The 25,127-nt window shown below is 71.9% G+C and carries 34 protein-coding genes; 33 read left to right on the top strand and 1 reads right to left on the bottom strand.

The annotated features are described in order from the left end of the window. Positions 1 to 21: 21 nt before the first annotated feature. From rplV to ACFFHU_RS01100, 33 genes are all read left to right on the top strand, one after another. Positions 22 to 528 carry a 50S ribosomal protein L22 gene (gene rplV, locus ACFFHU_RS01260; RefSeq protein ID WP_377334758.1) on the top strand — a complete coding sequence of 169 codons (507 nt, stop codon included), beginning with the start codon at positions 22 to 24 and terminating at the stop codon, positions 526 to 528. After that, positions 528 to 1,409, top strand: a complete 882-nt coding sequence (gene rpsC / locus ACFFHU_RS01255; RefSeq protein ID WP_377334756.1) for a 30S ribosomal protein S3 — start codon at positions 528 to 530, stop codon at positions 1,407 to 1,409. The genes rplV and rpsC overlap by 1 nt, the downstream gene beginning before the upstream one ends. 4 nt (positions 1,410 to 1,413) lie before the next feature. Then, positions 1,414 to 1,839, top strand: a complete 426-nt coding sequence (gene rplP, locus ACFFHU_RS01250) for a 50S ribosomal protein L16 (protein WP_377334754.1) — start codon at positions 1,414 to 1,416, stop codon at positions 1,837 to 1,839. Next, entirely contained in the window at positions 1,839 to 2,075 is a 237-nt protein-coding gene (gene rpmC, locus ACFFHU_RS01245) for a 50S ribosomal protein L29 (RefSeq protein ID WP_377334752.1), read from the top strand. The genes rplP and rpmC overlap by 1 nt, the downstream gene beginning before the upstream one ends. Continuing rightward, positions 2,072 to 2,353 carry a 30S ribosomal protein S17 gene (gene rpsQ, locus ACFFHU_RS01240; protein ID WP_377334750.1) on the top strand — a complete coding sequence of 94 codons (282 nt, stop codon included), beginning with the start codon at positions 2,072 to 2,074 and terminating at the stop codon, positions 2,351 to 2,353. Before rpmC ends, rpsQ begins: the two co-directional genes overlap by 4 nt. Before the next feature lie 82 nt (positions 2,354 to 2,435). Further along, entirely contained in the window at positions 2,436 to 2,804 is a 369-nt protein-coding gene (gene rplN, locus ACFFHU_RS01235; RefSeq protein WP_007073026.1) for a 50S ribosomal protein L14, read from the top strand. Then, positions 2,801 to 3,121, top strand: coding sequence for a 50S ribosomal protein L24 (gene rplX / locus ACFFHU_RS01230; protein WP_377334748.1), 321 nt, complete (start codon positions 2,801 to 2,803; stop codon positions 3,119 to 3,121). The genes rplN and rplX overlap by 4 nt, the downstream gene beginning before the upstream one ends. Then, positions 3,121 to 3,690 (top strand): 50S ribosomal protein L5, encoded by a 570-nt coding sequence (rplE, locus tag ACFFHU_RS01225; protein WP_377334746.1) that lies wholly within the window; start codon positions 3,121 to 3,123, stop codon positions 3,688 to 3,690. Before rplX ends, rplE begins: the two co-directional genes overlap by 1 nt. Positions 3,691 to 3,693: 3 nt before the next feature. Further along, positions 3,694 to 3,879 carry a type Z 30S ribosomal protein S14 gene (locus ACFFHU_RS01220; RefSeq protein ID WP_007073023.1) on the top strand — a complete coding sequence of 62 codons (186 nt, stop codon included), beginning with the start codon at positions 3,694 to 3,696 and terminating at the stop codon, positions 3,877 to 3,879. A 94-nt stretch (positions 3,880 to 3,973) separates the two neighbouring features. Beyond that, the gene (rpsH, locus tag ACFFHU_RS01215) at positions 3,974 to 4,381 is read left to right on the top strand and encodes a 30S ribosomal protein S8 (RefSeq protein WP_377334744.1); all 408 of its coding nucleotides are present in this window, start codon (positions 3,974 to 3,976) and stop codon (positions 4,379 to 4,381) included. 16 nt (positions 4,382 to 4,397) lie between these two features. Beyond that, a complete protein-coding gene (gene rplF / locus ACFFHU_RS01210) occupies positions 4,398 to 4,940 on the top strand; it encodes a 50S ribosomal protein L6 (protein ID WP_377334742.1) in 543 nt (180 codons plus the stop codon). Then, positions 4,937 to 5,326: a 50S ribosomal protein L18 gene (gene rplR, locus ACFFHU_RS01205; protein ID WP_446686800.1), complete on the top strand. Its 390-nt coding sequence runs from the start codon at positions 4,937 to 4,939 to the stop codon at positions 5,324 to 5,326. Before rplF ends, rplR begins: the two co-directional genes overlap by 4 nt. A gap of 33 nt (positions 5,327 to 5,359) precedes the next feature. Then, a complete protein-coding gene (gene rpsE / locus ACFFHU_RS01200) occupies positions 5,360 to 5,974 on the top strand; it encodes a 30S ribosomal protein S5 (protein WP_377334740.1) in 615 nt (204 codons plus the stop codon). Next, positions 5,974 to 6,156, top strand: coding sequence for a 50S ribosomal protein L30 (gene rpmD, locus ACFFHU_RS01195; protein WP_377334738.1), 183 nt, complete (start codon positions 5,974 to 5,976; stop codon positions 6,154 to 6,156). Before rpsE ends, rpmD begins: the two co-directional genes overlap by 1 nt. Continuing rightward, positions 6,156 to 6,599: a 50S ribosomal protein L15 gene (rplO, locus tag ACFFHU_RS01190; protein WP_377334736.1), complete on the top strand. Its 444-nt coding sequence runs from the start codon at positions 6,156 to 6,158 to the stop codon at positions 6,597 to 6,599. The genes rpmD and rplO overlap by 1 nt, the downstream gene beginning before the upstream one ends. Before the next feature lie 269 nt (positions 6,600 to 6,868). After that, a complete protein-coding gene (gene secY, locus ACFFHU_RS01185) occupies positions 6,869 to 8,200 on the top strand; it encodes a preprotein translocase subunit SecY (protein ID WP_377334734.1) in 1,332 nt (443 codons plus the stop codon). Further along, complete coding sequence (locus tag ACFFHU_RS01180) at positions 8,201 to 8,854, top strand: adenylate kinase (protein WP_377334732.1); 654 nt, start codon at positions 8,201 to 8,203, stop codon at positions 8,852 to 8,854. A 74-nt stretch (positions 8,855 to 8,928) separates the two neighbouring features. Then, positions 8,929 to 9,777, top strand: coding sequence for a type I methionyl aminopeptidase (map, locus tag ACFFHU_RS01175; protein ID WP_377334730.1), 849 nt, complete (start codon positions 8,929 to 8,931; stop codon positions 9,775 to 9,777). 191 nt (positions 9,778 to 9,968) lie between these two features. Further along, the gene (locus tag ACFFHU_RS01170; protein WP_377334728.1) at positions 9,969 to 10,556 is read left to right on the top strand and encodes a DUF1707 SHOCT-like domain-containing protein; all 588 of its coding nucleotides are present in this window, start codon (positions 9,969 to 9,971) and stop codon (positions 10,554 to 10,556) included. 332 nt (positions 10,557 to 10,888) lie between these two features. After that, positions 10,889 to 11,110: a translation initiation factor IF-1 gene (gene infA, locus ACFFHU_RS01165; protein ID WP_007073013.1), complete on the top strand. Its 222-nt coding sequence runs from the start codon at positions 10,889 to 10,891 to the stop codon at positions 11,108 to 11,110. 92 nt (positions 11,111 to 11,202) lie between these two features. Further along, positions 11,203 to 11,316: a 50S ribosomal protein L36 gene (gene rpmJ / locus ACFFHU_RS01160; protein ID WP_012184307.1), complete on the top strand. Its 114-nt coding sequence runs from the start codon at positions 11,203 to 11,205 to the stop codon at positions 11,314 to 11,316. Between the two features lie 226 nt (positions 11,317 to 11,542). Continuing rightward, complete coding sequence (gene rpsM, locus ACFFHU_RS01155) at positions 11,543 to 11,923, top strand: 30S ribosomal protein S13 (protein WP_377334726.1); 381 nt, start codon at positions 11,543 to 11,545, stop codon at positions 11,921 to 11,923. A gap of 51 nt (positions 11,924 to 11,974) precedes the next feature. Beyond that, entirely contained in the window at positions 11,975 to 12,382 is a 408-nt protein-coding gene (gene rpsK / locus ACFFHU_RS01150) for a 30S ribosomal protein S11 (protein WP_007073011.1), read from the top strand. A gap of 14 nt (positions 12,383 to 12,396) precedes the next feature. Then, positions 12,397 to 13,023, top strand: a complete 627-nt coding sequence (gene rpsD / locus ACFFHU_RS01145; RefSeq protein WP_377334724.1) for a 30S ribosomal protein S4 — start codon at positions 12,397 to 12,399, stop codon at positions 13,021 to 13,023. A 117-nt stretch (positions 13,024 to 13,140) separates the two neighbouring features. Then, positions 13,141 to 14,163, top strand: coding sequence for a DNA-directed RNA polymerase subunit alpha (locus ACFFHU_RS01140; RefSeq protein WP_377334722.1), 1,023 nt, complete (start codon positions 13,141 to 13,143; stop codon positions 14,161 to 14,163). Between the two features lie 33 nt (positions 14,164 to 14,196). Next, positions 14,197 to 14,769 carry a 50S ribosomal protein L17 gene (gene rplQ / locus ACFFHU_RS01135; protein WP_377334720.1) on the top strand — a complete coding sequence of 191 codons (573 nt, stop codon included), beginning with the start codon at positions 14,197 to 14,199 and terminating at the stop codon, positions 14,767 to 14,769. 138 nt (positions 14,770 to 14,907) lie between these two features. Next, positions 14,908 to 15,735 carry a tRNA pseudouridine(38-40) synthase TruA gene (gene truA, locus ACFFHU_RS01130; RefSeq protein ID WP_377334718.1) on the top strand — a complete coding sequence of 276 codons (828 nt, stop codon included), beginning with the start codon at positions 14,908 to 14,910 and terminating at the stop codon, positions 15,733 to 15,735. A 12-nt stretch (positions 15,736 to 15,747) separates the two neighbouring features. Further along, entirely contained in the window at positions 15,748 to 16,353 is a 606-nt protein-coding gene (locus ACFFHU_RS01125; protein WP_377334716.1) for a class I SAM-dependent methyltransferase, read from the top strand. Positions 16,354 to 16,427: 74 nt separating this feature from the next. Next, a complete protein-coding gene (locus ACFFHU_RS01120) occupies positions 16,428 to 18,107 on the top strand; it encodes an ATP-binding cassette domain-containing protein (protein WP_377334714.1) in 1,680 nt (559 codons plus the stop codon). Further along, positions 18,104 to 18,946: a nucleotidyltransferase domain-containing protein gene (locus tag ACFFHU_RS01115; RefSeq protein ID WP_377334712.1), complete on the top strand. Its 843-nt coding sequence runs from the start codon at positions 18,104 to 18,106 to the stop codon at positions 18,944 to 18,946. The genes ACFFHU_RS01120 and ACFFHU_RS01115 overlap by 4 nt, the downstream gene beginning before the upstream one ends. 151 nt (positions 18,947 to 19,097) lie before the next feature. Next, complete coding sequence (locus ACFFHU_RS01110; RefSeq protein ID WP_377334875.1) at positions 19,098 to 20,042, top strand: aldo/keto reductase; 945 nt, start codon at positions 19,098 to 19,100, stop codon at positions 20,040 to 20,042. A gap of 70 nt (positions 20,043 to 20,112) precedes the next feature. Then, positions 20,113 to 21,159: an amidohydrolase family protein gene (locus ACFFHU_RS01105; protein ID WP_377334710.1), complete on the top strand. Its 1,047-nt coding sequence runs from the start codon at positions 20,113 to 20,115 to the stop codon at positions 21,157 to 21,159. Beyond that, positions 21,156 to 21,593, top strand: a complete 438-nt coding sequence (locus ACFFHU_RS01100) for a metal-sulfur cluster assembly factor (protein WP_377334708.1) — start codon at positions 21,156 to 21,158, stop codon at positions 21,591 to 21,593. Before ACFFHU_RS01105 ends, ACFFHU_RS01100 begins: the two co-directional genes overlap by 4 nt. 126 nt (positions 21,594 to 21,719) lie before the next feature. Here the strand turns inward: ACFFHU_RS01100 and ACFFHU_RS01095 are convergent, their stop codons facing one another. After that, positions 21,720 to 24,962, bottom strand: coding sequence for a hypothetical protein (locus tag ACFFHU_RS01095; protein ID WP_377334706.1), 3,243 nt, complete (start codon positions 24,960 to 24,962; stop codon positions 21,720 to 21,722). Positions 24,963 to 25,127 lie beyond the last annotated feature (165 nt).

Raw genomic sequence — 25,127 nt, 5'->3', positions numbered from 1 at the left:
GAGGAACAAGGGGTTACAGCGATGCCAGTTAAGGGCGACGCTCCGGTGCTTCCGGGCGCGCGGGCGGTTGCGCGGTACGTGCGCATCTCGCCGACCAAGGCGCGCCGGGTGGTCAACCTCGTCCGCGGTCTGCCCGCGAAGGAGGCGCTCACGGTGCTCCAGTTCGCGCCGCAGTCCGCCAGTGAGCAGGTGTACAAGGTGCTCGCGAGCGCGATCGCCAACGCGGAGAACAACGAGCGGCTGGACCCCGATGCCCTGCTCGTCAGCGAGGCGTTCGTCGACGAGGGTCCGACCATGAAGCGGTTCCAGCCGCGGGCGCAGGGCCGGGCGTACCGGATCCGCAAGCGGACCTGCCACATCACGGTCGCGGTCGAGGCCGTCGCGCCGCAGGCGCCGGCCAAGAAGGCCGCGCCGGCGAAGAAGGCCGCCGCCAAGAAGGCCCAGCCGGCGCAGCAGGCTCAGCCGGCTGCCGCGCCCGAGCAGGCCACGGACGCGCAGACGCAGAGCAACACGGAAGGTGCCGAGTAATGGGTCAGAAGGTCCACCCGCACGGGTTCCGGCTCGGCATCTCGACCGACTGGAAGTCCCGCTGGTTCGCGGACAAGCTCTACAAGGACTACATCGGCGAGGACGTCAAGATCCGCCGGATGATGTCCAAGGGCCTGGAGCGGGCCGGCATCTCCAAGGTCGACATCGAGCGGACCCGCGACCGGGTCCGGGTCGACATCCACACCGCACGGCCGGGCATCGTCATCGGCCGTAAGGGCGCGGAGGCCGACCGGATCCGGGGCGAGCTCGAGAAGCTGACCGGCAAGCAGGTCCAGCTCAACATCCTCGAGGTGAAGAGCCCGGAGTCGGACGCGCAGCTCGTCGCGCAGGGCGTGGCCGAGCAGCTGTCCAGCCGGGTGAGCTTCCGGCGGGCGATGCGCAAGGCCATGCAGTCGGCCATGAAGAACCCGGTCTGCAAGGGCATCCGGGTGCAGGTTTCCGGCCGCCTGGGCGGCGCGGAGATGAGCCGTACGGAGTTCTACCGCGAGGGTCGGGTTCCGCTGCACACGCTGCGGGCGAACATCGAGTACGGCTTCTTCGAGGCGCGTACCACGTTCGGCCGGATCGGCGTGAAGGTGTGGATCTACAAGGGCGACGCCGTACCCGGTCGGGAGGCCCCGGCCGAGACCGGTCCGGCGCGGCCGCGCCGCGACCGCGGTGACCGGCCCGATCGTCCGCGTCGTGGCCGTTCCGGCTCGTCCGGTACGACCGCGGGCGGCACCGAGGCCGGGCGGGCCGCCGCGGCCGCGCGGGGTGGCGACGCCCCGGCGCGGGGTGGCGACACTCCCACCGCTGAGTCGGTCGACAGCGCTGCCGTGGCCGCTGCTCCGGCTCCGGCAGAACAGCAGCAGGAGGGCTGAAGAAATGCTGATGCCGCGCAAGCCCCCGAAGGGCTTCCGCAAGCCGCACCACCCCGGCCGCAGTGGCGCGTCGAAGGGCGGCAACCGGGTGGTCTTCGGCGAGTTCGGGATCCAGGCGCTTGAGCCCGCCTACGTGACGAACCGGCAGATCGAGTCGGCCCGTATCGCCATGACCCGCCACATCAAGCGTGGCGGCAAGGTGTGGATCCAGGTGTTCCCGGACCAGGCGCTGACCAAGAAGCCGGCCGAGACCCGGATGGGTTCCGGCAAGGGCTCGCCCGAGTGGTGGGTGGCCAACGTGAAGCCGGGTCGCATCCTGTTCGAGATGTCGTTCCCGAACGAGCAGATCGCGCGAGAGGCGATGCGTCGCGCGATCCACAAGCTCCCGATGAAGTGCCGCATTGTTACGCGCGAAGTGGGTGAATCCTGATGGCAGCGGGCGTTAAGGCCGGTGAGCTGCGCGAACTCTCCGAGGAGGAGTTGGTCGCTCGGCTGCGGGAGGCCAAGGCGGAGCTGTTCAACCTCCGCGTGCAGGGTGCGACCGGTCAGCTGGACAACAACCGCCGGCTGCAGGTCATCCGGCGGGACATCGCCCGGATCTACACGATCATGCGTGAGCGTGAGCTTGGGCTTTCGGCCGCGCCGACTGAGGTGACTGGATCATGAGCGAGAACACTGAGAACACCGCTGTGGTGCGGGGCCGGCGCAAGGTGCGCGAGGGCCTCGTGGTCAGCGACAAGATGGAAAAGACCGTGGTCGTCGAGGTCGAGGACCGCGTCAAGCACGCGCTGTACGGCAAGGTCATGCGCCGTACGAGCAAGCTGAAGGCGCACGACGAGCAGAACTCGGCCGGCATCGGCGACCGGGTGCTGATCATGGAGACCCGCCCGCTGTCCGCCACCAAGCGGTGGCGGATCGTGGAGATTCTCGAGAAGGCCAAGTAAGAGCGCGCATCAGCAGGCTCATCGGTTCCGCCAAGCTCGACCGGCGCCGCCGGTCGAGAACTGGCAGACATAGGAGATAGACGTGATTCAGCAGGAGTCGCGACTGCGCGTCGCCGACAACACGGGTGCCCGGGAGATCCTGTGCATCCGGGTGCTCGGCGGCTCCGGTCGGCGCTACGCGAGCATCGGCGATGTCATCGTGGCCACGGTCAAGGACGCCATCCCGGGCGCGGGCGTTAAGAAGGGCGACGTCGTCAAGGCCGTCGTCGTCCGCACCGCCAAGGAGAAGCGGCGCCCGGACGGCTCGTACATTCGCTTCGACGAGAACGCGGCCGTCATCATCAAGGATGGCGGGGACCCCCGCGGCACCCGCATCTTCGGCCCGGTGGGCCGGGAGCTGCGGGACAAGCGGTTCATGAAGATCATTTCTCTCGCTCCGGAGGTGTTGTGACCGTGAAGATTCGTAAGGGCGACACGGTCGTCGTCATCGCCGGCAAGGACAAGGGCGCCAAGGGCAAGGTCATCGCGGCCTACCCGCGGCAGGACAAGGTCCTGGTCGAGGGCGTGAACCGGGTCAAGAAGCACACCCGCATCACCACCACCCAGCGTGGCGCGAAGACCGGTGGCATCGTCACCCAGGAGGCCCCGATCCACGTCTCGAACGTGATGATCCTGGACTCCGACGGCAAGCCGACCCGGGTCGGCTACCGGTTCGACGACAACGGCCAGAAGGTCCGCATCGCGCGTAGCACCGGTAAGGACCTGTGATGACCACGGCTACCGAAACCAAGACCATGCCGCGGCTCAAGGAGCGGTACCGCAACGAGGTCGTGGCCAAGCTGCGCGAGCAGCGCGAGTACGCGAACCCCATGCAGGTGCCCGGCCTCGTGAAGATCGTCGTCAACATGGGTGTCGGCGAGGCCGCCCGGGACGCCAAGCTGATCGACGGCGCCGTCCGGGACCTGGCCACCATCACCGGGCAGAAGCCGCAGGTACGTCGGGCCACCAAGTCCATCGCGCAGTTCAAGCTGCGGGAGGGCATGCCGATCGGTGCGAAGGTGACCCTGCGCGGCGACCGGATGTGGGAGTTCCTCGACCGGCTGCTGTCGATCGCGCTGCCGCGTATCCGCGACTTCCGCGGGTTGGACGGGCGCAAGCTGGACGGCAATGGCAACTACACGTTCGGCCTGACCGAGCAGTCGGTGTTCCACGAGATCGACCAGGACCGGATCGATCGCCAGCGGGGCATGGACATCACGGTGGTCACGACCGCCAAGACCGACGATGAGGGCCGGGCGCTGCTCAAGCTCCTGGGCTTCCCGTTCAAGGAGAACTGAGCCATGGCCAAGAAGGCGCTGATCCTCAAGGCGGCCGCGAAGCCGAAGTTCTCGGTTCGCGCCTACACCCGCTGCCAGCGGTGCGGGCGTCCGAAGGCGGTCTACCGCAAGTTCGGGCTCTGCCGGGTCTGCATCCGGGAGATGGCCCACCGCGGTGAGCTGCCGGGTGTCTCCAAGGCTTCCTGGTAACGCCGAGTCCGCAAGTTGACGCTGTAACACCTCTTCGCCGTAGGCCCACCGGCGCAACGCCCGGGAACCCCGGCGAGAAAGGCTGACGAAATCCATGACGATGACCGACCCGATCGCAGACATGCTCACGCGTCTGCGTAACGCCAACCAGGCGTACCACGACCGGGTGACGATGCCCTACTCGAAGCTCAAGGCGAACATCGCCGAGGTGCTCAAGTCCGAGGGGTACATCAGCACCTGGGCCGTCGAGGAGCCCGCAGAGGGTGTCGTCGGCAAGCGACTGATCGTCGAGCTGAAGTACGGCCAGAACCGCGAGCGGAGCCTGGCCGGCATCAAGCGCGTGTCCAAGCCCGGTCTCCGGGTGTACGCCAAGTCGGATGAGCTCCCGCGGGTGCTCGGTGGGCTGGGCGTCGCGATCATTTCGACGTCCCAGGGGCTGCTGACCGATCGGCAGGCCCGCAAGCGGAGCGTTGGCGGGGAAGTCCTCGCCTTCGTCTGGTAACGGGAGACTGGTAGAAATGTCGCGTATTGGACGTAGGTCGATCCCGGTACCCGCCGGCGTCGACGTCACGATCGAGGGCCAGACCGTCAAGGTCAAGGGCCCCAAGGGCGAGCTGTCGCACACGTTGCCCGGCCCGATCTCCGCCGAGCGGGGTGAGGACGGCACGCTGTCGGTGAACCGGCCGGACGACGAGCGCCGCTCCAAGGAGCTGCACGGGCTGAGCCGCACCCTGGTGGCCAACATGATCGTCGGGGTGACCGAGGGGTACCGCAAGACCCTCGAGATCTCCGGCACCGGTTACCGGGTCACGGCCCGGGGCAAGGACCTCGAGTTCGCCCTCGGTTTCTCGCACCCGGTGACGGTCCCCGCGCCGGACGGCATCACCTTCACGGTGGAGCGTCCCACGCTGTTCCACATCGCCGGGATCAACAAGTGGCAGGTCGGCGAGGTCGCTGCCAACATCAGGAAGATCCGCCCGCCGGAGCCGTACAAGGGCAAGGGCGTCAAGTACCAGGGCGAGGTCATCCGCCGCAAGGCCGGAAAGGCAGGTAAGAAGTGAGCGCGACCCTGCTCAAGCGCCGTCGCGGCGTCGCCGCCAAGCGCGCCGTCGGGCGGGCTCGTCGGCACTTCCGCGTGCGCAAGAACGTCAGCGGTACGGCCGAGCGTCCGCGTCTGGTCGTCACCCGCTCGCTGCGGCACATCACGGTCCAGGTCGTGGACGACACCAAGGGGCACACCCTGGCGTCCGCCTCGACCATGGACGCGTCGCTGCGCGGCGCCGAGGGCGACAAGAGCGCCCTCGCCGGTAAGGTCGGTGCGCTGCTGGCCGAGCGGGCCAAGGCAGCCGGTGTCGAGAAGGTCGTCTTCGACCGCGGTGGCAACCGGTACGCGGGGCGGATCGCCGCGCTTGCCGACGCCGCCCGCGAAGCCGGGCTCAAGTTCTAGTAACCCCGTCACGAGAGAGAAGGAAGGCTGCTGATGCCAGGTCAACAGCGCCGTGGCGGCGGGTCCGGTGGCAACGAGGGTGGTCGCCGCGACAACCGCCGTGAGGGCGGCCGCGGAAACGCGCCCGTCGAGAAGACGCCGCACCTCGAGCGGGTCGTCGCGATCAACCGGGTCGCGAAGGTCGTCAAGGGTGGTCGTCGGTTCAGCTTCACCGCCCTGGTGATCGTCGGCGACGGCGAGGGCACCGTGGGCGTGGGCTACGGAAAGGCCAAGGAGGTGCCCGCGGCCATCGCCAAGGGTGTCGAGGAGGCCAAGAAGCACTTCTTCAAGGTGCCGCGGATCGCTTCGTCGATCCCGCACCCGGTGCAGGGCGAGGACGCCGCGGGCGTCGTGCTGCTCAAGCCGGCCAGCGCCGGTACGGGCGTCATCGCCGGTGGCCCGGTGCGCGCCGTGCTGGAGTGCGCGGGCATCCACGACGTGCTCTCCAAGAGCCTCGGCTCGTCCAACCCGATCAACATCGTGCACGCGACCGTCGCGGCCCTGAAGGGTCTCGAGTCGCCGGAGGACGTCGCCAAGCGGCGCGGCCTGCCGGTCGAGGACGTCGCACCGGCCGCGATGCTCGCGTCGCGGGCGGGGGTGGCGTCCTGATGGCACGGCTCAAGGTCACCCAGCTCCGGTCCGAGATCGGGGCCAAGCGCAACCAGCGTGAGTCGCTGCGGTCGCTCGGCCTCAAGCGGATCAACGACGTGGTGGTCAAGGAGGACCGTCCCGAAATTCGGGGCATGATCTTCGCTGTGAACCACCTCGTGAAGGTCGAGGAGGTCGACTGATGACCATCAAGGTTCACCACCTGCGCCCGGCGCCGGGGGCCAAGACCGAGAAGACCCGGGTGGGTCGCGGTGAGGGCTCCAAGGGCAAGACCGCCGGTCGCGGCACGAAGGGCTCGAAGGCGCGGCGGAACATCCCCGCCGGTTTCGAGGGTGGGCAGATGCCGATCCACATGCGGCTGCCCAAGATGAAGGGTTTCCGGAACAAGTTCAAGGTGGTCTTCCAGGTGGTCAACCTGGACCGGCTCGCCGAGCTGTTCCCGAACGGCGGCCAGGTCGGGCCGGCCGAGCTGGTCGAGGCGGGCGCGGTCCGCAAGGGCCACCCGGTCAAGGTGCTCGGCACCGGCGACCTCGGCGGGGTCGCGATCCAGCTGTCGGCGCACGCGTTCAGCGCGTCGGCCAAGGAGAAGATCGCCGCCGCCGGTGGCTCGGCCACCGAGCTGTAGGACGTACCGTCGTCGTGGCGCCCGCTCAGTTTTCGCTGGCGGGCGCCGCGACGTCTGACCGGGATGGCGGCCCGGCCTGGGCGCGTCGTCCGGGGCCTGCCGGCCGGCCTTGTGACATAGGACCTGATGTATGTTGCCGGGCACACCTGCCCGCAGCCGCAAGGGACTGTTAGAGTCCGAATCCCAGCCATGGATATCGGGTAGTCGCCCGACAACCGCCCCGTCCCGCCACAAAGCACCGGCGGGCCGCTTCGCGCAGGAGGAAGAAGTTGCTCTCCGCCTTTGTCAGTGCGTTCAGGACGCCTGACCTGCGCAAGAAGCTGCTGTTCACGGTCGCCATCATCGCGGTCTACCGGCTCGGGGCCACGCTGCCCAGCCCCGGCGTCTCGTACGGCAACGTGCAGAAGTGCCTGGACGCGACGAAGTCCGCCGACCAGACCGGCTTCGTGACGCTGCTGAACCTCTTCTCCGGTGGGGCGCTGCTGCACCTGTCGGTCTTCGCGCTGGGCATCATGCCCTACATCACCGCCTCGATCATCCTGCAGCTGCTCACCGTGGTGATTCCGCGGTTGGAGCAGCTCCGCAAGGAGGGCCAGGCCGGTCAGGCGAAGATCACCCAGTACACCCGGTACCTCACCCTGGCCCTGGGCATCCTGCAGGCCTCGGCGTTCGTGGCGCTGGCCCGCTCGGGTCAGCTGTTCAACGGCCTCTGCGACCAGTACCAGATCATCCCGGACGGCAAGGGCCTGCCCACCTGGCTCACCCTGGCCACGCTGGTGATCACCATGACCGCCGGCACCGGGGTGGTCATGTGGCTCGGCGAGCTCATCACGGACCGCGGCGTCGGCAACGGCATGTCCGTGCTGATCTTCACCTCGATCACCGCCCGCCTCCCCGGTGAGGGCTGGCAGATCAAGCAGTCCAAGGGCTGGGGCTGGTTCCTGCTGGTGCTCGCCCTGGTGATCGTGATCATCACGCTGGTCGTCTTCATCGAGCAGGCGCAGCGCCGGATCCCGGTGCAGTACGCCAAGCGGATGATCGGCCGGCGGATGTACGGCGGCACCTCCACGTACATCCCGCTGAAGGTGAACCAGGCCGGTGTCATCCCGGTCATCTTCGCCTCGTCGCTGCTCTACCTGCCGCAGTTGATCCTGCAGTTCTTCGACCGGAACAACCTGCACGGCTGGCAGCTCTGGGTGCAGAACAACCTGGCCAAGCCCCAGGCCGTCACCTACATCACGGTCTACTTCCTGCTGATCATCTTTTTCACGTACTTCTACGTCTCGATCACGTTCAACCCGACCGAGGTCGCGGACAACATGAAGAAGTACGGCGGCTTCGTCCCGGGCATCCGACCGGGCAAGCCCACGGCGGAATACCTCGACTTCATCCTCAGCCGGATCACCCTGCCGGGCGCGCTCTACCTGGGCCTCATCTCGATCCTGCCGAACTTCTTCTTCATCTGGCTGGACACGCAGCAGTACCAGAACTTCCCGTTCGGAGGTACGGCAGTGCTGATCATGGTTGGTGTCGGTCTGGAGACCGTGAAGCAGATCGAGAGCCAACTCATGCAGCGCAACTACGAAGGGTTCCTCCGGTAGATGCGACTCGTTCTGGTTGGTCCCCCCGGGGCGGGAAAGGGGACCCAGGCCGAGTTCATCGCCGCCCACCTGGCCGTGCCCAAGATTTCGACCGGAGACATCTTCCGGGCGAACGTCTCGCAGGGCACGCCGCTGGGTGTCGAGGCCAAGCGCTACATGGACGCCGGCAAGCTGGTTCCGGACGAGGTGACCATCAACATGGTCCGGGACCGGCTGGCCGAGCCGGACGCCGGTGAGGGCTTCCTGCTGGACGGCTTTCCCCGGACGACCCCGCAGGCGGCGGCGCTGGACAAGCTGCTGGCCGACCTCGGTACGGCGCTCGACCTCGTGATGGAGCTCGTGGTCGACGACGACGAGGTCATCCGGCGGCTCTCGGGCCGGCGCACCTGCCGGGGCTGCGGCAAGATCTGGCACATCGAGTTCGACGCCCCGAGCCGGTCCGGGCTGTGCGACCGGTGCGGCGCCGACCTGTTCCAGCGCGACGACGACAAGCCGGAGACCATCGCCGAGCGACTGCGGGAGTACGGCGCCAAGACGGCGCCGCTGGTGGACTACTACGGCGCCCAGGGCAAGCTCGTGGGCATCGACGCGACCGGGCCGGTGGAGGACGTCACGGTCCGCGCGATCGACGCGCTGCGCTCGTACGGGGGATAGGCTCGAACAACCGGCCGGTGGCGACCCCGGTCGCCGGCTGCCCCGCGAACGAGCGACGAAAGGCAGAGAAGCACATGCGCCGTCAGCAGCTGGACATCCAGCTGAAGACCCCGGAGCAGATCGGCAAGATGCGCGCGGCCGGCCTGGTGGTGGCCGCGGCGCTGGCCGCGATGCGGGACGCCGTCCGCCCCGGCGTCAGCACGGCGGATCTGGACGCGATCGCCGAGTCGGTGATCCGGGAGGCCGGCGGCGTGCCGTCGTTCCTGGGCTACCACGGCTATCCGGCGTCGATCTGCTCCTCGGTCAACGAGCAGGTGGTGCACGCCATCCCGTCGCCCCGGCAGCAACTGGCCGAGGGTGACCTCATCTCGATCGACTGCGGCGCGGTGCTGGACGGTTGGCACGGCGACGCCGCCATCACGGTCGGGGTGGGGGAGGTGGACCCCAAGCTGCTCCGGATGGCCGAGGTGGCGCAGGACGCGATGTGGGCGGGCATCACCGCCGCGGCGCGCGGGACGGCCGCCGGCACCGGCCGGCTCACCGACATCTCGCACGCGGTGGAGACCGCGGTCCGCGCCGGCGGCCGGTACGGCATCGTCGACGGGTACGGCGGGCACGGCATCGGCACCGAGATGCACCAGGATCCGCACGTGCTCAACCACGGCCGGCCGGGGCGAGGACCGCGGCTCGTACCCGGGATGGCCCTCGCCATCGAGCCGATGATCACGATGGGCTCGCCGCGCACGGCGGAGCTGTCCGACGGCTGGACGGTGGTCACCCGGGACGGCTCGGTGGCCGCGCACGTCGAGCACTCGATCGCGCTGCTCTCCGACGGCGTCTGGGTGCTCACGGCCGTGGACGGCGGCCGCGGCCGGCTGGGCGACCTGGTCACGGCCCGCCAGCCGGTCTCCTCGCCCTCCTGACCGATTCACTTCCGACCCCCCGGTGCGGCCACCCGCCCGCCGCCGTGGCCACGCCCTCCGGGTGCTGCCACGCCCCCCGGCGTTGCCCACGCTCTGTCGGCGGGAACGACTCCCCGCGGGCCCGCACCGGCCGCCGCCGGCGCGGCCCGGCCACTCGCGCCCGGTGGCGCCCTGGTGGCATGCTCGACGGTATGAATTCGCGTTCCGACATGCGGGCCTCGGACGCCGACCGCGAGGCCGTCGCCGAGCAGCTGCGGGGCGCCCTCAACGAGGGCCGGCTCGACCTGCGTGAGTACGACGAGCGCCTGCAGCGGACGTACGCGGCGCGCACCTACGGGGACCTGGACGGCCTGCTCACCGACCTGCCCGGGACGGTGCCGCCGCAGCGGTCCCAGGTGGCGCGCCCCCAGCCGCCCGAGCCGCCGGCCCCGGCCGCCCCGGAGGGCGATGCCGGCACCCGGCAGGCCGCCACCCGCGGGTGGCTGCTGGCCACCTGGAGCAGCTACTTCAGTGTGGTGGGGATCACCTCGGCCATCTGGCTGGTGTCCTGCATCGCGTCCGGCCATCTGCACTACTACTGGCCCGTCTGGGTGGCCGGCCCCTGGGGGGTCGTGCTGCTGATCTCGACGATCACCGGCCTGCTCGGCGGCGCGCCGCAGCGGCACTGGGGCCATCAGGCTCACCGGGATGCCTGGCAGGCCCGCAACGCCGCCCGGTACGCCACCCGGGAGGCCCGGTACGCCGCCCGGGACGCCCGCCGGCGCGCCCGGGGCCGCTAGCCCGCCCCGGGCCGCCGCGCCGAGCCCGGCGGCCCGCCCCGCCGAGCCTGCCGGCCCGGCCCGTCGGCTCGCCGGCCCGCCCCGCCGCCGATGCGTGACCCGCCCGGCGGCCCGGGCCGCGGGCCAGACGGGCGTGACGCAGCCGACCGGGGGCCTCGGTTTGGAGTCGACCCTGCGGCGGCGTACACTGGCTATTCGGCGCGCAGCGTCCACTCCGGCATGCCCATCCAGCGCTTCGATGGATGCCGGAGCCGCGGCTGGCCCGGGCTCCTCGGCCCGGGAAATGGCGTTGTGAGCCATCCCGAGACACCGACGTCAGGACAGCGGAGGACATGCCGAAAAAAGACGGAGCCATCGAGATCGAAGGTCGGGTCATCGAGCCCCTCCCGAACGCGATGTTCCGGGTGGAGCTGGCCAACGGCCACAAGGTGCTGGCTCACATCAGCGGCAAGATGCGGCAGCACTACATCCGCATCCTGCCCGAGGACCGGGTCGTCGTCGAGTTGTCGCCATACGACCTGACCCGCGGGCGCATCGTCTACCGCTACAAGTAAACCGATCCTGATGACGGCCGGGACGTCCCGTGTCCGTCCTTGAGAACCGGCGGCGCACCGCGTCGTCGGCGCGATGGAAAGTAAGGCACACCGTGAAGGTCAAGCCGAGCGTCAAGCGGATCTGCAACAAGTGCCGGGTGATCCGCCGGCATGGCCGGGTCATGGTCATCTGCACCGACCCGCGCCACAAGCAGCGCCAGGGCTGACACCAGTCCCAGCCGCAGCAGACCGCATCACAACACAAGCTCGTCCCAGCCACGGGCACCGAGGCGCCGTTCGTACTCGTTGTCGTGGCCGACCCCCGGTCGGAGGCCGGGGCCCGTTCGGGCAACGGCCGTTCCAGGTCGTGGCGCTGACCAGCGCCCACCAGGGATGGCCGGAACGGGGTGGGTCGGGTCCAGACCTCCGCGACACAGAGGAGTACGCCCACACATGGCACGTCTAGCCGGCGTGGACCTCCCCCGCGACAAGCGGATGGAGATCGCGCTCACGTACATCTTCGGGATCGGCCGCACCCGCGCGGTCGAGATGCTGACCGCCACCGGCATCTCGCTGGACAAGCGGGCCCGCGACCTCACCGACGAAGAACTGCTGCAGCTGCGGAATCACATCGAGGGCAACTACAAGGTCGAGGGTGACCTGCGCCGCGAGGTCGCCGCGGACATCCGCCGGAAGGTGGAGATCGGCTGCTATGCGGGCATCCGGCACCGCCGTGGACTGCCCGTCCGAGGCCAGCGCACGCGCACCAACGCGCGCACCCGCAAGGGCCCGAAGCGGACGGTCGCCGGCAAGAAGAAGGCCGGCAAGAAGTAATCCCGGTCTCATGCCGGACAGCCGCGATTTTTCATAGGAGCGCACACACTCATGCCACCGAAGGCTCGCGCCGGAGCCGCCGTAAAGAAGGTTCGGCGCAAGGAACGCAAGAACGTCGCCCACGGGCAGGCGCACATCAAGAGCACCTTCAACAACACCATCGTGTCCATCACGGACCCGACCGGTGCGGTCATCTCCTGGGCCTCCGCCGGCCAGGTTGGCTTCAAGGGCTCCCGCAAGTCGACTCCGTTCGCCGCGCAGCTGGCCGCCGAGGCCGCCGCGCGTCGGGCCATGGAGCACGGCATGCGCAAGGTCGACGTGTTCGTCAAGGGCCCCGGCTCCGGCCGGGAGACCGCCATCCGTTCGCTGCAGGCCGTCGGGCTGGAGGTCGGGCAGATCTCCGACGTCACCCCGCAGCCGCACAACGGGTGCCGTCCGCCGAAGCGTCGTCGGGTCTGAGAGGTTAGGAAGAGATGGCTCGTTACACTGGCCCCGATTGCCGTCGTTGCCGTCGGGAGAAGATGAAGCTGTTCCTCAAGGGCAGCAAGTGCGATGGCCCGAAGTGCCCGTTCGAGTCCCGGCCGTTCCCGCCCGGGCAGCACGGCCGCGGCCGCACCAAGGAAACCGAATACCTGCTCCAGCTTCGCGAGAAGCAGAAGGCCCGCCGCGTGTACGGCGTGCTGGAGAAGCAGTTCCGGGGTTACTACGAGGAGGCCGTGGCCAAGCAGGCCAAGACCGGTGAGGTCCTCCTGCAGATCCTCGAGTCGCGGCTCGACAACGTGGTCTACCGGGCCGGGTTGGCGAAGTCCCGGGACCACGCCCGGCAGCTGGTCAAGCACGGTCACCTGACCGTGAACGGCCAGAAGGTCGACATCCCCTCGTACCGCGTCAAGGAGCACGACATCGTCGAGGTCCGTGGCAAGTCCAAGGAGATGACGCCGTTCGTCGTGGCGCAGGCCGAGGCCGGTTCCCGGCCCGTGCCGGCCTGGCTGGAAATGATCCCCAGCCAGCTCAAGGTTCTGGTCCACTCGCTCCCGGCCCGCCAGGTCATCGACACCCAGGTCCAGGAGCAGCTGATCGTCGAGCTCTACTCGAAGTAGCGCTCGGGGCGTGGGGCGGCGGTCACCGCCGCCCCACGTCAACGCCGCCGGCTCGCCGGCGGCTCGCACGCCAGTTTGGGCATCAAATAGCGGGTGCCCCGAACGAAAAGAGAAGTCATGCTCATCAGTCAGCGGCCCTCGTTGTCCGAGGAGTCCATCAGCGAGACCCGCTCCCGGTTCGCCATCGAGCCGCTCGAGCCGGGATTCGGCTACACCCTGGGGAACTCGCTCCGGCGTACCCTGCTCTCCTCGATCCCGGGCGCGGCGGTCACCTCGATCAAGATCGACGGTGTGCTGCACGAGTTCACCACGATCCCGGGCGTCAAGGAGGACGTGGTCGAGCTCGTCATGAACATCAAGGAGCTGTGCGTCAGCTCCGAGCACGACGAGCCGGTCAGCATGTACCTGCGCAAGCAGGGCCCGGGCGACGTCACCGCGGGTGACATCCAGCCGCCGGCCGGGGTCTCGGTGCACAACCCGGACCTCAAGCTCGCCACCCTGAACGGCAAGGGCCGGCTCGACATGGAGCTGACCGTCGAGCGGGGTCGCGGGTACGTCACGGCCGCGCAGAACAAGCAGGCGGGCGCCGAGATCGGCCGGATCCCGGTGGACTCGATCTACTCGCCGGTGCTCAAGGTCACGTACCGCGTCGAGGCCACCCGTGTCGAGCAGCGTACGGACTTCGACCGGCTGGTCATCGACGTCGAGACCAAGGCGTCCATCGGCCCGCGTACGGCGCTGGCGTCCGCCGGCTCGACCCTGGTCGAGCTGTTCGGCCTGGCCCGCGAGCTGGACGAGACGGCCGAGGGCATCGACATCGGCCCTTCGCCGCAGGACGCTCAGCTGGCCGCCGATCTGGCGCTGCCGATCGAGGAGCTGGACCTCACCGTCCGCTCCTACAACTGCCTCAAGCGCGAGGGCATCAACACCGTTGGTGAGCTCATCGGGCGGACCGAGGCCGACCTCCTCGACATCCGGAACTTCGGTCAGAAGTCGATCGACGAGGTCAAGATGAAGCTGGCCGGGATGGGTCTGGGGCTGAAGGACTCGGCTCCGAACTTCGACCCGGCGCAGGTCGTGGACACCTTCGGCGAGGCCGACTACGACACCGACGACTACCGCGAGACCGAGCAGCTCTAGTCCGGCTGCCGCCACCACTGAGGAGCACCAAGAATGCCCACGCCCACCAAGGGCCCCCGCCTCGGCGGCAGCCCCGCGCACGAGCGGCTGATGCTGGCGAACCTGGCCACCGCGCTGTTCCAGCACGGCAAGATCCAGACCACCGAGACGAAGGCCAAGCGGCTCCGTCCCCTCGCCGAGCAGCTGATCACGAAGGCCAAGCGGGGCGACCTCGCCGCGCGTCGTCGGGTGCTGGCCGTCGTGCGGGACAAGGACGTGGTCTACGCGCTGTTCGACCAGATCGCGCCGCGGTACGCCAACCGCAACGGCGGCTACACCCGGATCGTAAAGACCGGTCCGCGCAAGGGTGACGCCGCTCCGATGGCGATCATCGAGCTGGTCGAGGAGTTGGCCGTCGCGGCGCCGGCCAAGTCGACCCGGAAGGCGACGGCCCGCAAGGCCGCGCAGCAGGACAAGGTCGAGGCGCTGGCGCCCGAGGAGCAGCCGCCGTCGTCGGCCGCCGAGGCCGCCGCCGCGGACCAGGACGCCGAGGCGCCCGAGTCGGTCTCCGGCGACACGGCCGCGGCCCGCGAGGACGCCGACGAGGCCGACACCAGCAAGTCCTGACCTCGCGTACGCCCCGGCGGCGCGCGTGACGAACCGGGCCCGGCACCCCTCACGGGTGCCGGGCCCGACCCGTCCCGGCCCGATGGGCATCGACGTGGTGCGGCCGCGCAAAACACCGGCGGTGAGGGAGAAACGAGCGTGGAGCGGATCCGGGTGCGGCTGGATGTGGCGTACGACGGGGGTGGGTTCTCCGGGTGGGCCGTGCAGCCGGGGCGGCGTACGGTGGCGGGCGCACTCGTCGAGGCGCTGGACCGGCTCCTCGGGCCCGGCGCCGCCACCGGCCTCACGGTGGCCGGCCGGACGGACGCGGGGGTGCACGCCACCGGCCAGGTGTGCCACGTCGACCTCGCCGACGCCGCCTGGGCGCCGGTGGCCGGCACGCTGCTCCGCCGGCTCAACGCCGTGCTGCCGACCGACGTCCGGGTCCGGGCCGTGGCCGCGGTGCCGGCCGACTTCGACGCCCGGTTCTCCGCCACCTTCCGCCGGTACGAGTACCGGGTGACCGACGCGGCGTTCGGCGCCGACCCGCTGCGCCGGCACGAGGTGCTGGCCTGGCCGCGTCCCCTCTACCTGGCGGCACTGACCGAGGCGGCGCGCGGGTTGCTGGGTGAGCACGACTACGCGGCGTACTGCCGGCGCAAGGAGCACGCCACCACCGTCCGGGAGCTGACCCGGCTCGACTGGCGGCGCGACCCCGACGGCCTGCTCGTCGGCACCGTCCAGGCCGACGCGTTCTGTCAGTCGATGGTGCGTAGCCTGGTGGGCGCCATGCTGATGGCCGGCGACGGGCGGCGACCCACCGACTGGCCGGGCTCGCTGCTGCGCCGGCGGGAACGGGCCGGCGAGGTGCCGGTGGTCCCGCCGCACGGCCTCACCCTGGTCGCCGTCGGCTATCCGGACGACCCGACGGAGTACGCCCGCCGGGCCGACGCCACCCGCCGGCTGCGGCTGCCGGCCGAGGCCTGAGGGGAGCAGACGATGACCGCCGACCACTACTTCAGCGCCGAGCCGGGCTCACCGGCCCGGGAGCGGGAGGTCGAGTTCCGGGTCGCGGGGCGGGACTACACGCTGACCACCGCGGCCGGGGTCTTCTCCGCCGACCGGCTCGACCCGGGCACCGCCGTACTGCTGCGCAAGGCCGACCTGCCCGGGCCCGGCGCGGCCGGTCCGTTCCTGGACCTGGGCTGCGGGTACGGCCCGATCGCCTGCGTGCTGGCCGGCGCGGCGACCGCGGCCACCGTCTGGGCGGTGGACGTCAACGCCCGGGCCCGGGAGCTGGCCGCCGGCAACGCCCGCCGGCTGGGCCTCGCCGACCGCGTCCGGGTGGCGGACCCCGACGACGTCCCCGCCGGGATCGAATTCGCCGAGATCTGGTCCAACCCGCCCATCCACGTCGGCAAGGCGGAGCTGCACGCGCTGCTGCGGCGCTGGCTGCCCCGGCTCGCGCCGGACGGGGTGGCCTGGCTGGTGGTCGGCCGCAACCTCGGCGGTGATTCGCTGCACCGCTGGTTGGTCGAGCAGGGCTGGACGGTCGAGCGCCGGGCCAGCCAGAAGGGCTTCCGGGTGCTGCGCGTCGCGCGGTAGCGGTCGATGACCCCGCCCGGTAGCGGTCGGTAATTGGGTGGGCGGTGCCCCGCCTTCTCGGGCACCATTCCGGCGTGGGTTACATCGACGTGGCCGGGGTCGGGCATGTGCTGCCGGACGGCCGGGAGCTGTTCGCCGACGTCTCGTTCCGGGTGGGCGAGGGCGCCAAGGTCGCCCTGGTCGGCCCGAACGGCGCCGGCAAGACCACCCTGTTGCGCATGATCGCGGCCGACCTGCCGGTGCGGACCGGCGCCATCGCCCGGTCCGGCGGGCTGGGCGTGATGCGGCAGTTCATCGGCATGATCGGCGACGAGACCACGCTGCACGACCTGGCGCTCAGCCTCGCCGACCCGGCCCTGCGGGCCGCCGGCGAGCGGCTGACCGGGACCGAACGGGCGCTCCAGCAGGCCGAGCGCCGCGGCAAGTACAGCACCGCGGCCGGCAGGGCCCAGCTCGGGTACGCCGACGCGCTGGCGGCCTGGGGCGAGGCCGGCGGGTACGACGCCGAGGTGCTGTTCGACACGGTGGCCACCATCGTCCTCGACCTGTCCTGGGAGGACTGCCGGGACCGGCCGGTGCGTACCCTCTCCGGCGGCCAGCAGAAGCGCTTCGCCCTGGAGCTGCTGCTGCGCGGCGCCGACGAGGTGCTGCTGCTGGACGAGCCGGACAACTTCCTCGACGTACCGGGGAAGCGTTGGCTGGAACGGCGGCTGCGGGAGTCGACCAAGTCGGTGCTGTACGTCTCGCACGACCGGGAGCTGCTGGCCCAGTCCAGCGAGCGGGTGGTGACCGTGGAGGGCGGTTCCGCCTGGATCCACCCGGGTAGCTTCGCCGGCTGGCACGCGGCCCGGGTGGCCCGGCACGCCAGGCTGGACGAGCAGCGCCGGCGCTGGGACGAGGAGCACCAGAAGCTGCGCGAGCTGATGCTCATGTACAAGCAGAAGGCCGCGTACAACTCCGACATGGCCTCCCGCTACCAGTCGGCGCAGACCCGGTTGCGCAAGTTCGAGGAGGCCGGGCAGCCGCCCGTACCCCCGAAGGACCAGGACATCCGGATGCGCCTGCGCGGCGGTCGTACCGGCAAGCGCGCGGTGGTCTGCGAGCAGCTCGAGCTCGACGGCCTGACGTACCCGTTCGACCTGGAGCTCTGGTATGGCGACCGGCTCGCGGTGCTGGGCGCCAACGGCACCGGCAAGTCGCACTTCCTGCGGCTGCTGGCCCGCGGCGGCAGCGACCCGGACCCGGCCAACGAGCCGGTGGATGCGGGCGGGGCGCTGATGCCGGTGGCGCACGACGGCGTCGCCCGGCTCGGCGCCCGGGTCCGGCCCGGGCACTTCTCGCAGACCCACGACCGACCGGAGCTGATGACGAAGACGCTGGTCGACGTGCTCTGGCGGGGGGACGAGCACCGCGCCGGGATGGACCGGCACGCGGCCATGGCCGCGTTGAGCCGGTACGAACTGGCCGGCCAGGGCGATCAGCTGTTCGGCTCGCTCAGCGGCGGGCAGCAGGCGCGGTTCCTGGTGTTGCTGCTGGAGCTGTCCGGGGCCACCCTGCTGCTGCTCGACGAGCCCACCGACAACCTGGACCTGGCCTCGGCCGAGGCGCTGGAGGCCGGTCTCGCGGCGTTCGAGGGCACGGTGGTGGCGGTGACCCACGACCGGTGGTTCACCCGGTCCTTCGACCGGTTCCTGCTGTTCGCCGGCGACGGTGAGGTGAAGGAGACGGTCGAGCCGGTCTGGGACGTCGGATGAGCCGCGCGGCCCCGGTGCCGGCGGATCCGATGGCGGCGGGACCGGTTCCGGCGGACCTGCCGGAGCGGCTCTGCGCGGTCGGTGGCGTGGTGGCGGTGGCCCTCGGCGGCAGCCGGGCGCGCGGTCGGCACCGGCCGGACTCGGACTGGGATCTGGGCCTCTACTACCGGGGCGCGTTGGACGTGCCGGCGCTGCGGGCCGTCGCGGCGTCCGTGGCGGACCGTCCGGCCGAGCTGACCGAGCCCGGCGGCTGGGGGCCGTGGGTGAACGGCGGCGGCTGGCTGCGGATCGGCGGCGCGGCGGTGGACCTGATCTACCGGGATCTGGACCGGGTGCGCCGGGTGTGGGCGGACTGCCGGGCCGGCCGGTACGAGGTGGGCCAGCAGGCCGGGCACCCCCTCGGCTTCTACTCGTCCGCCTATCCCGGCGAGGTGGCGCTGTGCCGGGTGCTGGCCGACCCGACCGGTGAGTTGGCGGCGCTGCGTGCCGAGACGGCCGCGTACCCGCCGGCCCTGGCCGACGCGCTGGAGCGCGGCGGGTGGGAGGCCGGGTTCCTGCTCGACATCGCCGGCAAGGGCGCCCGGGCCGGCGACGCGGCGTACGTGGCCGGCTGCCTGTTCCGGGCGGTGGGCGTGCTGGCCCAGGTGCTGCATGCCCGGGCCGGCAGGTGGGTGATCAACGAGAAGGGCATGGTCGCCGGCGCGGGCACGCTGCCCGGCTCGCCAGCCGACTTCACGGTCGAGGTGGACCGGCTGCTCGGCGCGGCCGGTCGTACCCCCGAGGAACTGGCCGCGACGATCGCCCGGGCCCGGCGCCTGGTCCGCGCGGTCCTGCCGTAACCACGCGGTTGCGGACCTGGCCCCCCGCGCGCCGCGGTGGCGGGCGGCGCGGCGGCGGGCGGCGGGCGGCGGGCGGCGCGGCGGACCTTGGCGCGCGCCGTCGCCCGGCGGCCACCGCGGACCCGGGCATAGGGTTGATCGCGTGACTGAAATGACCTATCGCCGGCTGGGCGACTCGGGGCTCGTGGTGTCCGTGGTCGGTATCGGCTGCAACAACTTCGGCCGGAAGCTCGACACGGACGGCACCCGGGCCGTGGTGGACGCCGCGCTGGACGCCGGGATCAACTTCTTCGACACGGCCGACATCTACGGTGAGCCGCACGGCGCCTCCGAGGAACAGCTCGGGGCGGCGCTGCGCGGACGCCGGGACGACGTGGTGGTGGCCACGAAGTTCGGCATGGACATGTCCGGGATGAACGGTCCGGACCACGGCGCCCGGGGAGCCCGCCGGTACATCGCCCGCGCGGTGGAGGCGTCGCTGCGTCGGCTCGGCACCGACCACATCGATCTCTACCAGATGCACGAGCCCGATCCCGGTACGCCGATCGACGAGACCCTGGCCGCGCTGGACAACCTGGTGCGCGCCGGCAAGGTCCGCTACCTCGGCAACTCCAACTTCGCCGGCTGGCAGATCGCGGACGCCGACTGGACGGCCCGGTCCGGTGGCTACACCCCGTTCATCAGCGCGCAGAACCACTACAGCCTGGTCGAGCGCGCCGTCGAGACCGAGGTGAGCCCGGCCTGCGAGCGGTTCGGGCTCGGCCTGCTGCCCTTCTTCCCGCTCGCGAACGGCCTGCTCACCGGCAAGTACCGCCGCGGTGAGACGCCGCCTGCGGGCAGCCGGTTGGCCGGTGGCGGCCGGTACGCCGAGCGGTTCGCGGCGGCGCCGTGGGACACCATCGAGGGCATCGAGAAGTACGCGGCCGAGCGCGACCTCTCGATGCTCCAGGTCGCCATCGGCGGGCTGGCCGCGCAACCGGCCGTCACCTCGGTGATCGCCGGCGCCACCACGCCGGAGCAGGTCCGGGCGAACGCCTCGGCCGGCACCTGGGCGCCCGACGAGGAGGATCTCGCCGCGCTGCGCGAGCTTCTCTGACTCGGCTCGCCGCTCGGTCATCGGCGCTAACCTTGGTGGGGGCTTTTGCCCGTTAAGGGGGATATTGCCGATGGCCGAGCCGTTCGTCATCGACGGGGTGTGCCACCCGTACAACCTGGCGCCGGAGAACCAGCGCGGTGACTTCGGTCGGGCGTACACGAACGTGCTCTGGAGCTTTCACGACATCGTCAACCCGCACCGCCGGATGGACCGCGCCACCTGGGAACGGGACTGGCAGGTGGAGGAGTTCCTGCGCACCATGCTCCTGGAGAGCGACACGGACATGGTGTGCGTGCACTCGATCCCGGTGTTCGACGCGTACCACGACGGCCTGGTCTCGGTGGCCAAGGGGGCCGAGCTGAAGCGGCGCTGGCCGGACCGGGTGCTCTGGTACGGCACCGCCGACATCTTCCAGGGCCTTCCGGCGCTGGAGTCGCTCCGTCACCAGGTCACCGAGCTGGGCGCGGACGGCATCAAGCTCTATCCGGCGCAGTACTACGCCGGGCGCACCCGGTACTGGCGGTTGGACGACTACACGGTGGCGTACCCGGTGCTCGAACTGGCGATGGAACTCGGCGTCCGCAACGTGGCGGTGCACAAGGCGCTGCCCATCGGACCGATCGCCACCGACTCGATGCGGATCGACGACATCGGGCACGCGGCCGCGGCGTTTCCGGAGATCAACTTTCAGATCGTGCACGCCGGCAGCATGTTCCTGGATGAGACGAAGATGCTGCTGCTGAACCACCCGAACGTGTTCGCCACGCTCGAGGTGTCCTTCCTGTTCTGCCTGCTCGACCCGCCCGGGTTCGCGCAGCTGATGGGGGAGCTGCTGGCCTACGGCGGGCCGGAGAAGGTGATCTACGCCTCCGCCGCGGTCAATCCGCACCCGCGCCCCCTGCTGGAGGCGTTTGCGGGGTTCGCCATGCCATCGGAGAGCCGCATTCAGCTCACCCCCGAGATCCGCGCGGCGATCCTGGGCGGGAACCTGGCCCGGCTGCACGGGATCGATGTCGAACAGCGCCGCGCCGAGCTGGCCGGCGACGGTTTCGCGCGGGAGCGGGAGCGCCACGGGCTCCGACCGTCCTGGAGCGAGCGCCTGGGGGTGCCGGCATGACCGCCGAGGACCCACCGGCAGCGGGACCGCTGCCGGGGTCGCTCGGGGCCGACTCTTCGTCGGCCCAGCTCTCCGCGGAGGAGCGGGTCCGCGTCGCGTTGCGCACCGTGGTCGACCCGTGCCTGTACGCCGCCGGCCACGACCTGTCCATCGTCGACCTCGGACTGGTCCGGGGAGTAGACGTGAGCGACGGCGTCGCGACGGTGCGCCTCACGTTCACCGAGCCGGGCTGCCAGTTCACCCACCACGTGGTGCTCGGCGTCACCGCGGCGGCCGCGGCGGTCGACGGGGTGCGGTCGGTGCGGGTCGTTCCCGAGTGGCTGCCGGTCTGGTCCCCGCGGGAGCTGTCACCGGTGGCGCGGGCGGCCTTCGCCGAGGCTCGTCGCGGGTACGGCGGCTTCCCCCTGTTGCGAATCGGCCCGCGCCGCGGCTAGGCCGTCCGGTCTGTTGGGTGTGCTGTCCGTTGAGGGTCCGGTCCGTTGGCTGTCCGGTCCGTTCGACGTCCCCGATTGGGTGTCCGGTCCCGCCGCTGGCCGGGCGGGCCGCCCCGCCCGGCTCGGCTACTCCGGATCCGGCCGGGCGGACGACCGCAGGGAACGCCGGGGACCCGGATCCCGCGGCGGCGGCTCGGACGTGTCGCGGGCCAGCCCGGTCACCCAGTCCACGTACTCCTCCTCCCGGGCCTTCCGAGCACGACCCCAACCGCGCCGTGCCGGGGCGGCGGCCGGAGGATCCTCGCTCTCGGCGGACCCGGTGGCGGCGGCCCGGCCGCCGTCCTTCGAGGGCCGGCTGTCGTCCTTCGCGGGCCGGCTGTCGTCCTTCGCGGGTCGGCCGTCGTCCTTCGCGGGTCGGCCGCCGTCCTTGGGCGCCGGTTGGGACCCGTCGGCGTCCGCCTCGGCACGGTCGCCGTCGGCCTCCGGGGAGACCGACCGGCTGCGCCGGAACAGCCCTCGCCGCCGGTCGGACCTCGCGGCCGTCCCGTCGCGGTCGTCGTCCCCGGGACGCTCATCGGTGCCGTCCGTCGATGACGGCTGGGCGGCCGACTCGACCGGCGCCCGGTCGGTCGGCTTCCCGCGGTCCGTCAGCTTGCGGTCGCTCGCCTTGCCGGCGGTCGCTCCTTCCCGGTCGGTGGGTTCCTCGCGATCGGTCGGTCCCTGGCGGTCCCTCGGTTCACCGTGGGTCGGCTGCTCGCGGTCGGCCGGTCCTTCGCGGTCGGTAGGTCCGCGGCGCGGCGGTTCGGCGCGGTCGGCCGGTCCTTCGCGGTCGGTTGGTTCGCGGCGCGGCGGTTCCGCGCGGTCGGTCGCCCCGCCGGCTTGGGACCGCGTCCTGCCGGCACGGGCCGTCCTGCCCCCGGCCCCGGCGGACGGCGGGCTTTCGACCGGGGCCTCAGCCGCAGGTTCGGGCACCGCGGCGGGCGCGCCCCCGGAGCCGGCGGGCCGGGCACCGGCGGCGGCGATCTTGGCGCGTGGCGTCCCGGCTACTGGGAGCTCGGCCGGCGGTGCTTCAGCCGGTGGGATCTTGGCGGGCGGCGCCTCGCCGGCCGGAATCTCCGTCGGCGGCACCTCGGCGAGTGGGGCCGGGACCGGCGGGGTAGCGGCCCGGGTTGGCAACGGATCGGGGCGCCCGGCCGCGCCAGCCGGCCCGGGCTCGGAACGCTCGCCTGCCGGGACGCCGTCATCCCGTTCCGGCCCGCCACCCCCACCGCCCGGTGCCGCCGGCCGGCCGGCGCCGTCCGGTACGGCGGCGGAGCCGGCGAGCCGGTCAGGGCGAGCCGGCGCCGGTCCGTCACCGGGCACTACGGCCGATTGATCGGCGGCCGGTTGGTCGCGGGCGGGTCGGTCACCGCCGCTTCCGGCCGGTTGGTCACCGGTCGGTCGATTACCGGTCGGTCGATTACCGGTCGGTTGGTCACCGGTCGGTCGGTCACCGGTCGGTCGGTCACCGGCCGGTTGGTCACCGGCGCCTCCGGCCGGTGGGTTGCCGGGCGGCGTCGCTCCGGGGGTAGCCGAAGCCGCCGGGGTGGCGGGTTCGGCGGGGGATCGGGTACCGGCGGGCGCCTCGGGCCGTACGTCGTCCGCAGCCTGGCCGGCCGGCGCCGCGTTGCGCCCGCGGCCCGGTCGCCACCAGGCCGGCCGCTTGCGGGAGCCGCGCGGGGCCGGCTCGGGCGGGGCCGGCGCGGCTTCGGGCGTGGGCTCGTCGTCCCGCGTCGACTCGCCGGCGCCGGGCTGCCGCACGGCCGCCGTTGCATCCGGGCGGACTGCTGGCCGGGACGGGCTGGCATCCGCCCGCTCCGGCCCCGCGGGAGGGACGGCTGCCGGTTCGTCCGGCCTCGCGGGAGGGACGGCTGCCGGGTCGGCGACCTCGGAACGGCCCGCAGCCGCCCCGCCGGCGTCGCCCGGCCACACCGGGACGGCGGGCGTCGTCGACGCCGGCCGGCCGGCCGCGGGCGGCTCGGCGGGTACGACCGGCGATCCACCGGCGCCTTCCGCGGCGGACCTTTCGGAGCGTACGGATCGGTTGGCGGCGAAGGTGTCCCAGCTGCCGGCCCGCGGGGACGGGGGAGCGTCGGCGGCGAACGGGGCGCCATCGGGCCAGAAGTCCTCCGTGCGGGGCGGACGACCGCCCATCGACCCCCAGGCGGGCAGCTGCGGCGCGCGGGACGTTTCCGCCGTACCGTCCGCGGCTGTCCGACCCGCGCCGTCGCCCGCGGGGTCGCCGCCGCTCGCCGCGCTCCCGGTGGAGGCCCGGGCGCCGCTGTCGGTGTCGGAATCGGCCAGCGCCGGCGCCTCCTCCGGCCCGGCGTGCCGGGGCACGTGCCAGCCCGGACGACGGCCGGCCGGGACGCGATCACCGGGGATCGGGCGCAGGATGTCGGTCGGCTCGATCGCGTCCGCCGCGCCGGCGTCCGACTCCGCCGCGGCCGCCGCGTCGTCCGTCGCGTTCCGGGGGCGCCGGAGGGCGGGCCAGGAGCGTACGGCGAACGGCGCCGCCCCGGCCGCACCGGCCAGGACCGCGACGAGCGCCCCCCACCAGGGTGCCTGGGCGTGGCCGCCGCCAACGGCGATCAGGTACGCGGCGGCCGGCAGGGCCGGGCCCGCGAGCCCGGCGGTCGCCACCAGTGGGGCCGGTTCACCCCGCCGCCGTGCGAACAGGGCCGTGCCGGCGCCGGCCAGCAGGGCGATCACCGGCAGCAGCAGCACGGCCAGTCGTTGGGTCGTGCCGTTGGCCAGCCCCGGCAGATCGAGCGCGCCCAACCGGACGTCCGGGAAGGGATCGCCCGGCCCGACCGACGACAGCGCGGACACCAGCGCCAAGGCCCAGAGCGCGCCAGTGACGGCCGCGATGTCCACGGCCACGGTCCGGCGCAGCAGCAGGGCGGCGAGCGCGGCGAGCGCGCCGACGGCCGCCCCCAGCACGGCGGCGAGCCCGGCCGCCCGGGTCGCGTCGACGCCCGGCACGACGGCCAGCCGGGCCGGAAGCATGCACAGCGGGGCCACGCCGGCCGCGCCGACGCCGGCCGCCACGGCCGTGGCCGCGTGCGTCAGCGGACCACCGACGCCGCCGGACCGGGCGACCAGCCAGCGGGCGCCGAGCGCCCCGAGCACCGCGGCCACGGCGGCAAACCAGGCCACCCAGGCGAGCTGAGTAGACCACCCGAGGTGGCCGGCGCCGTCGAACGCGCGCGCGAACCGCAGCAGTCCGAAGCCGTACGCGAGGCCCAACTGGCCCGCCCCGGCCAGCAGACCGAAGCCCAGGGCCAGCGCCGGTGGCCGGCTCGCCGCCGGGGCGCGAAAGCCAATCACGTCCGGCAGGTTACGGCCCGCCGGAGGCGACCGCCACCCTCCGTAGACCCGCTTGCCGAGCCGGTACGACGGCGCGGGCCGGCTGCGGATACGGTTGGTGTGCCGTACGGCCGGTGCTGTCCGTGGCGGATGGCGGCGCGCAGCCGGGCCGGTACGCCCCGTCGC

It is taken from the genome of Plantactinospora siamensis (assembly GCF_042434095.1).
Classification (GTDB): domain Bacteria; phylum Actinomycetota; class Actinomycetes; order Mycobacteriales; family Micromonosporaceae; genus KBS50.
The sequence above is the reverse complement of the archived record's forward strand: the minus strand, read 5'-3'. Positions and strand labels throughout refer to the sequence as shown.

Bases quoted from the DNA above. Each gene is read 5' to 3' on its own strand.
- rplV (WP_377334758.1), top strand. From the start codon at position 22: ATGCCAGTTAAGGGCGACGCTCCGGTGCTTCCGGGCGCGCGGGCGGTT.
- rpsC (WP_377334756.1), top strand. From the start codon at position 528: ATGGGTCAGAAGGTCCACCCGCACGGGTTCCGGCTCGGCATCTCGACC.
- rplP (WP_377334754.1), top strand. From the start codon at position 1,414: ATGCTGATGCCGCGCAAGCCCCCGAAGGGCTTCCGCAAGCCGCACCAC.
- rpmC (WP_377334752.1), top strand. From the start codon at position 1,839: ATGGCAGCGGGCGTTAAGGCCGGTGAGCTGCGCGAACTCTCCGAGGAG.
- rpsQ (WP_377334750.1), top strand. From the start codon at position 2,072: ATGAGCGAGAACACTGAGAACACCGCTGTGGTGCGGGGCCGGCGCAAG.
- rplE (WP_377334746.1), top strand. From the start codon at position 3,121: ATGACCACGGCTACCGAAACCAAGACCATGCCGCGGCTCAAGGAGCGG.
- ACFFHU_RS01220 (WP_007073023.1), top strand. From the start codon at position 3,694: ATGGCCAAGAAGGCGCTGATCCTCAAGGCGGCCGCGAAGCCGAAGTTC.
- rpsH (WP_377334744.1), top strand. From the start codon at position 3,974: ATGACGATGACCGACCCGATCGCAGACATGCTCACGCGTCTGCGTAAC.
- rplF (WP_377334742.1), top strand. From the start codon at position 4,398: ATGTCGCGTATTGGACGTAGGTCGATCCCGGTACCCGCCGGCGTCGAC.
- rpsE (WP_377334740.1), top strand. From the start codon at position 5,360: ATGCCAGGTCAACAGCGCCGTGGCGGCGGGTCCGGTGGCAACGAGGGT.
- rpmD (WP_377334738.1), top strand. From the start codon at position 5,974: ATGGCACGGCTCAAGGTCACCCAGCTCCGGTCCGAGATCGGGGCCAAG.
- rplO (WP_377334736.1), top strand. From the start codon at position 6,156: ATGACCATCAAGGTTCACCACCTGCGCCCGGCGCCGGGGGCCAAGACC.
- ACFFHU_RS01180 (WP_377334732.1), top strand. From the start codon at position 8,201: ATGCGACTCGTTCTGGTTGGTCCCCCCGGGGCGGGAAAGGGGACCCAG.
- map (WP_377334730.1), top strand. From the start codon at position 8,929: ATGCGCCGTCAGCAGCTGGACATCCAGCTGAAGACCCCGGAGCAGATC.
- ACFFHU_RS01170 (WP_377334728.1), top strand. From the start codon at position 9,969: ATGAATTCGCGTTCCGACATGCGGGCCTCGGACGCCGACCGCGAGGCC.
- infA (WP_007073013.1), top strand. From the start codon at position 10,889: ATGCCGAAAAAAGACGGAGCCATCGAGATCGAAGGTCGGGTCATCGAG.
- rpsM (WP_377334726.1), top strand. From the start codon at position 11,543: ATGGCACGTCTAGCCGGCGTGGACCTCCCCCGCGACAAGCGGATGGAG.
- rpsK (WP_007073011.1), top strand. From the start codon at position 11,975: ATGCCACCGAAGGCTCGCGCCGGAGCCGCCGTAAAGAAGGTTCGGCGC.
- rpsD (WP_377334724.1), top strand. From the start codon at position 12,397: ATGGCTCGTTACACTGGCCCCGATTGCCGTCGTTGCCGTCGGGAGAAG.
- ACFFHU_RS01140 (WP_377334722.1), top strand. From the start codon at position 13,141: ATGCTCATCAGTCAGCGGCCCTCGTTGTCCGAGGAGTCCATCAGCGAG.
- rplQ (WP_377334720.1), top strand. From the start codon at position 14,197: ATGCCCACGCCCACCAAGGGCCCCCGCCTCGGCGGCAGCCCCGCGCAC.
- ACFFHU_RS01125 (WP_377334716.1), top strand. From the start codon at position 15,748: ATGACCGCCGACCACTACTTCAGCGCCGAGCCGGGCTCACCGGCCCGG.
- ACFFHU_RS01115 (WP_377334712.1), top strand. From the start codon at position 18,104: ATGAGCCGCGCGGCCCCGGTGCCGGCGGATCCGATGGCGGCGGGACCG.
- ACFFHU_RS01110 (WP_377334875.1), top strand. From the start codon at position 19,098: ATGACCTATCGCCGGCTGGGCGACTCGGGGCTCGTGGTGTCCGTGGTC.
- ACFFHU_RS01105 (WP_377334710.1), top strand. From the start codon at position 20,113: ATGGCCGAGCCGTTCGTCATCGACGGGGTGTGCCACCCGTACAACCTG.
- ACFFHU_RS01100 (WP_377334708.1), top strand. From the start codon at position 21,156: ATGACCGCCGAGGACCCACCGGCAGCGGGACCGCTGCCGGGGTCGCTC.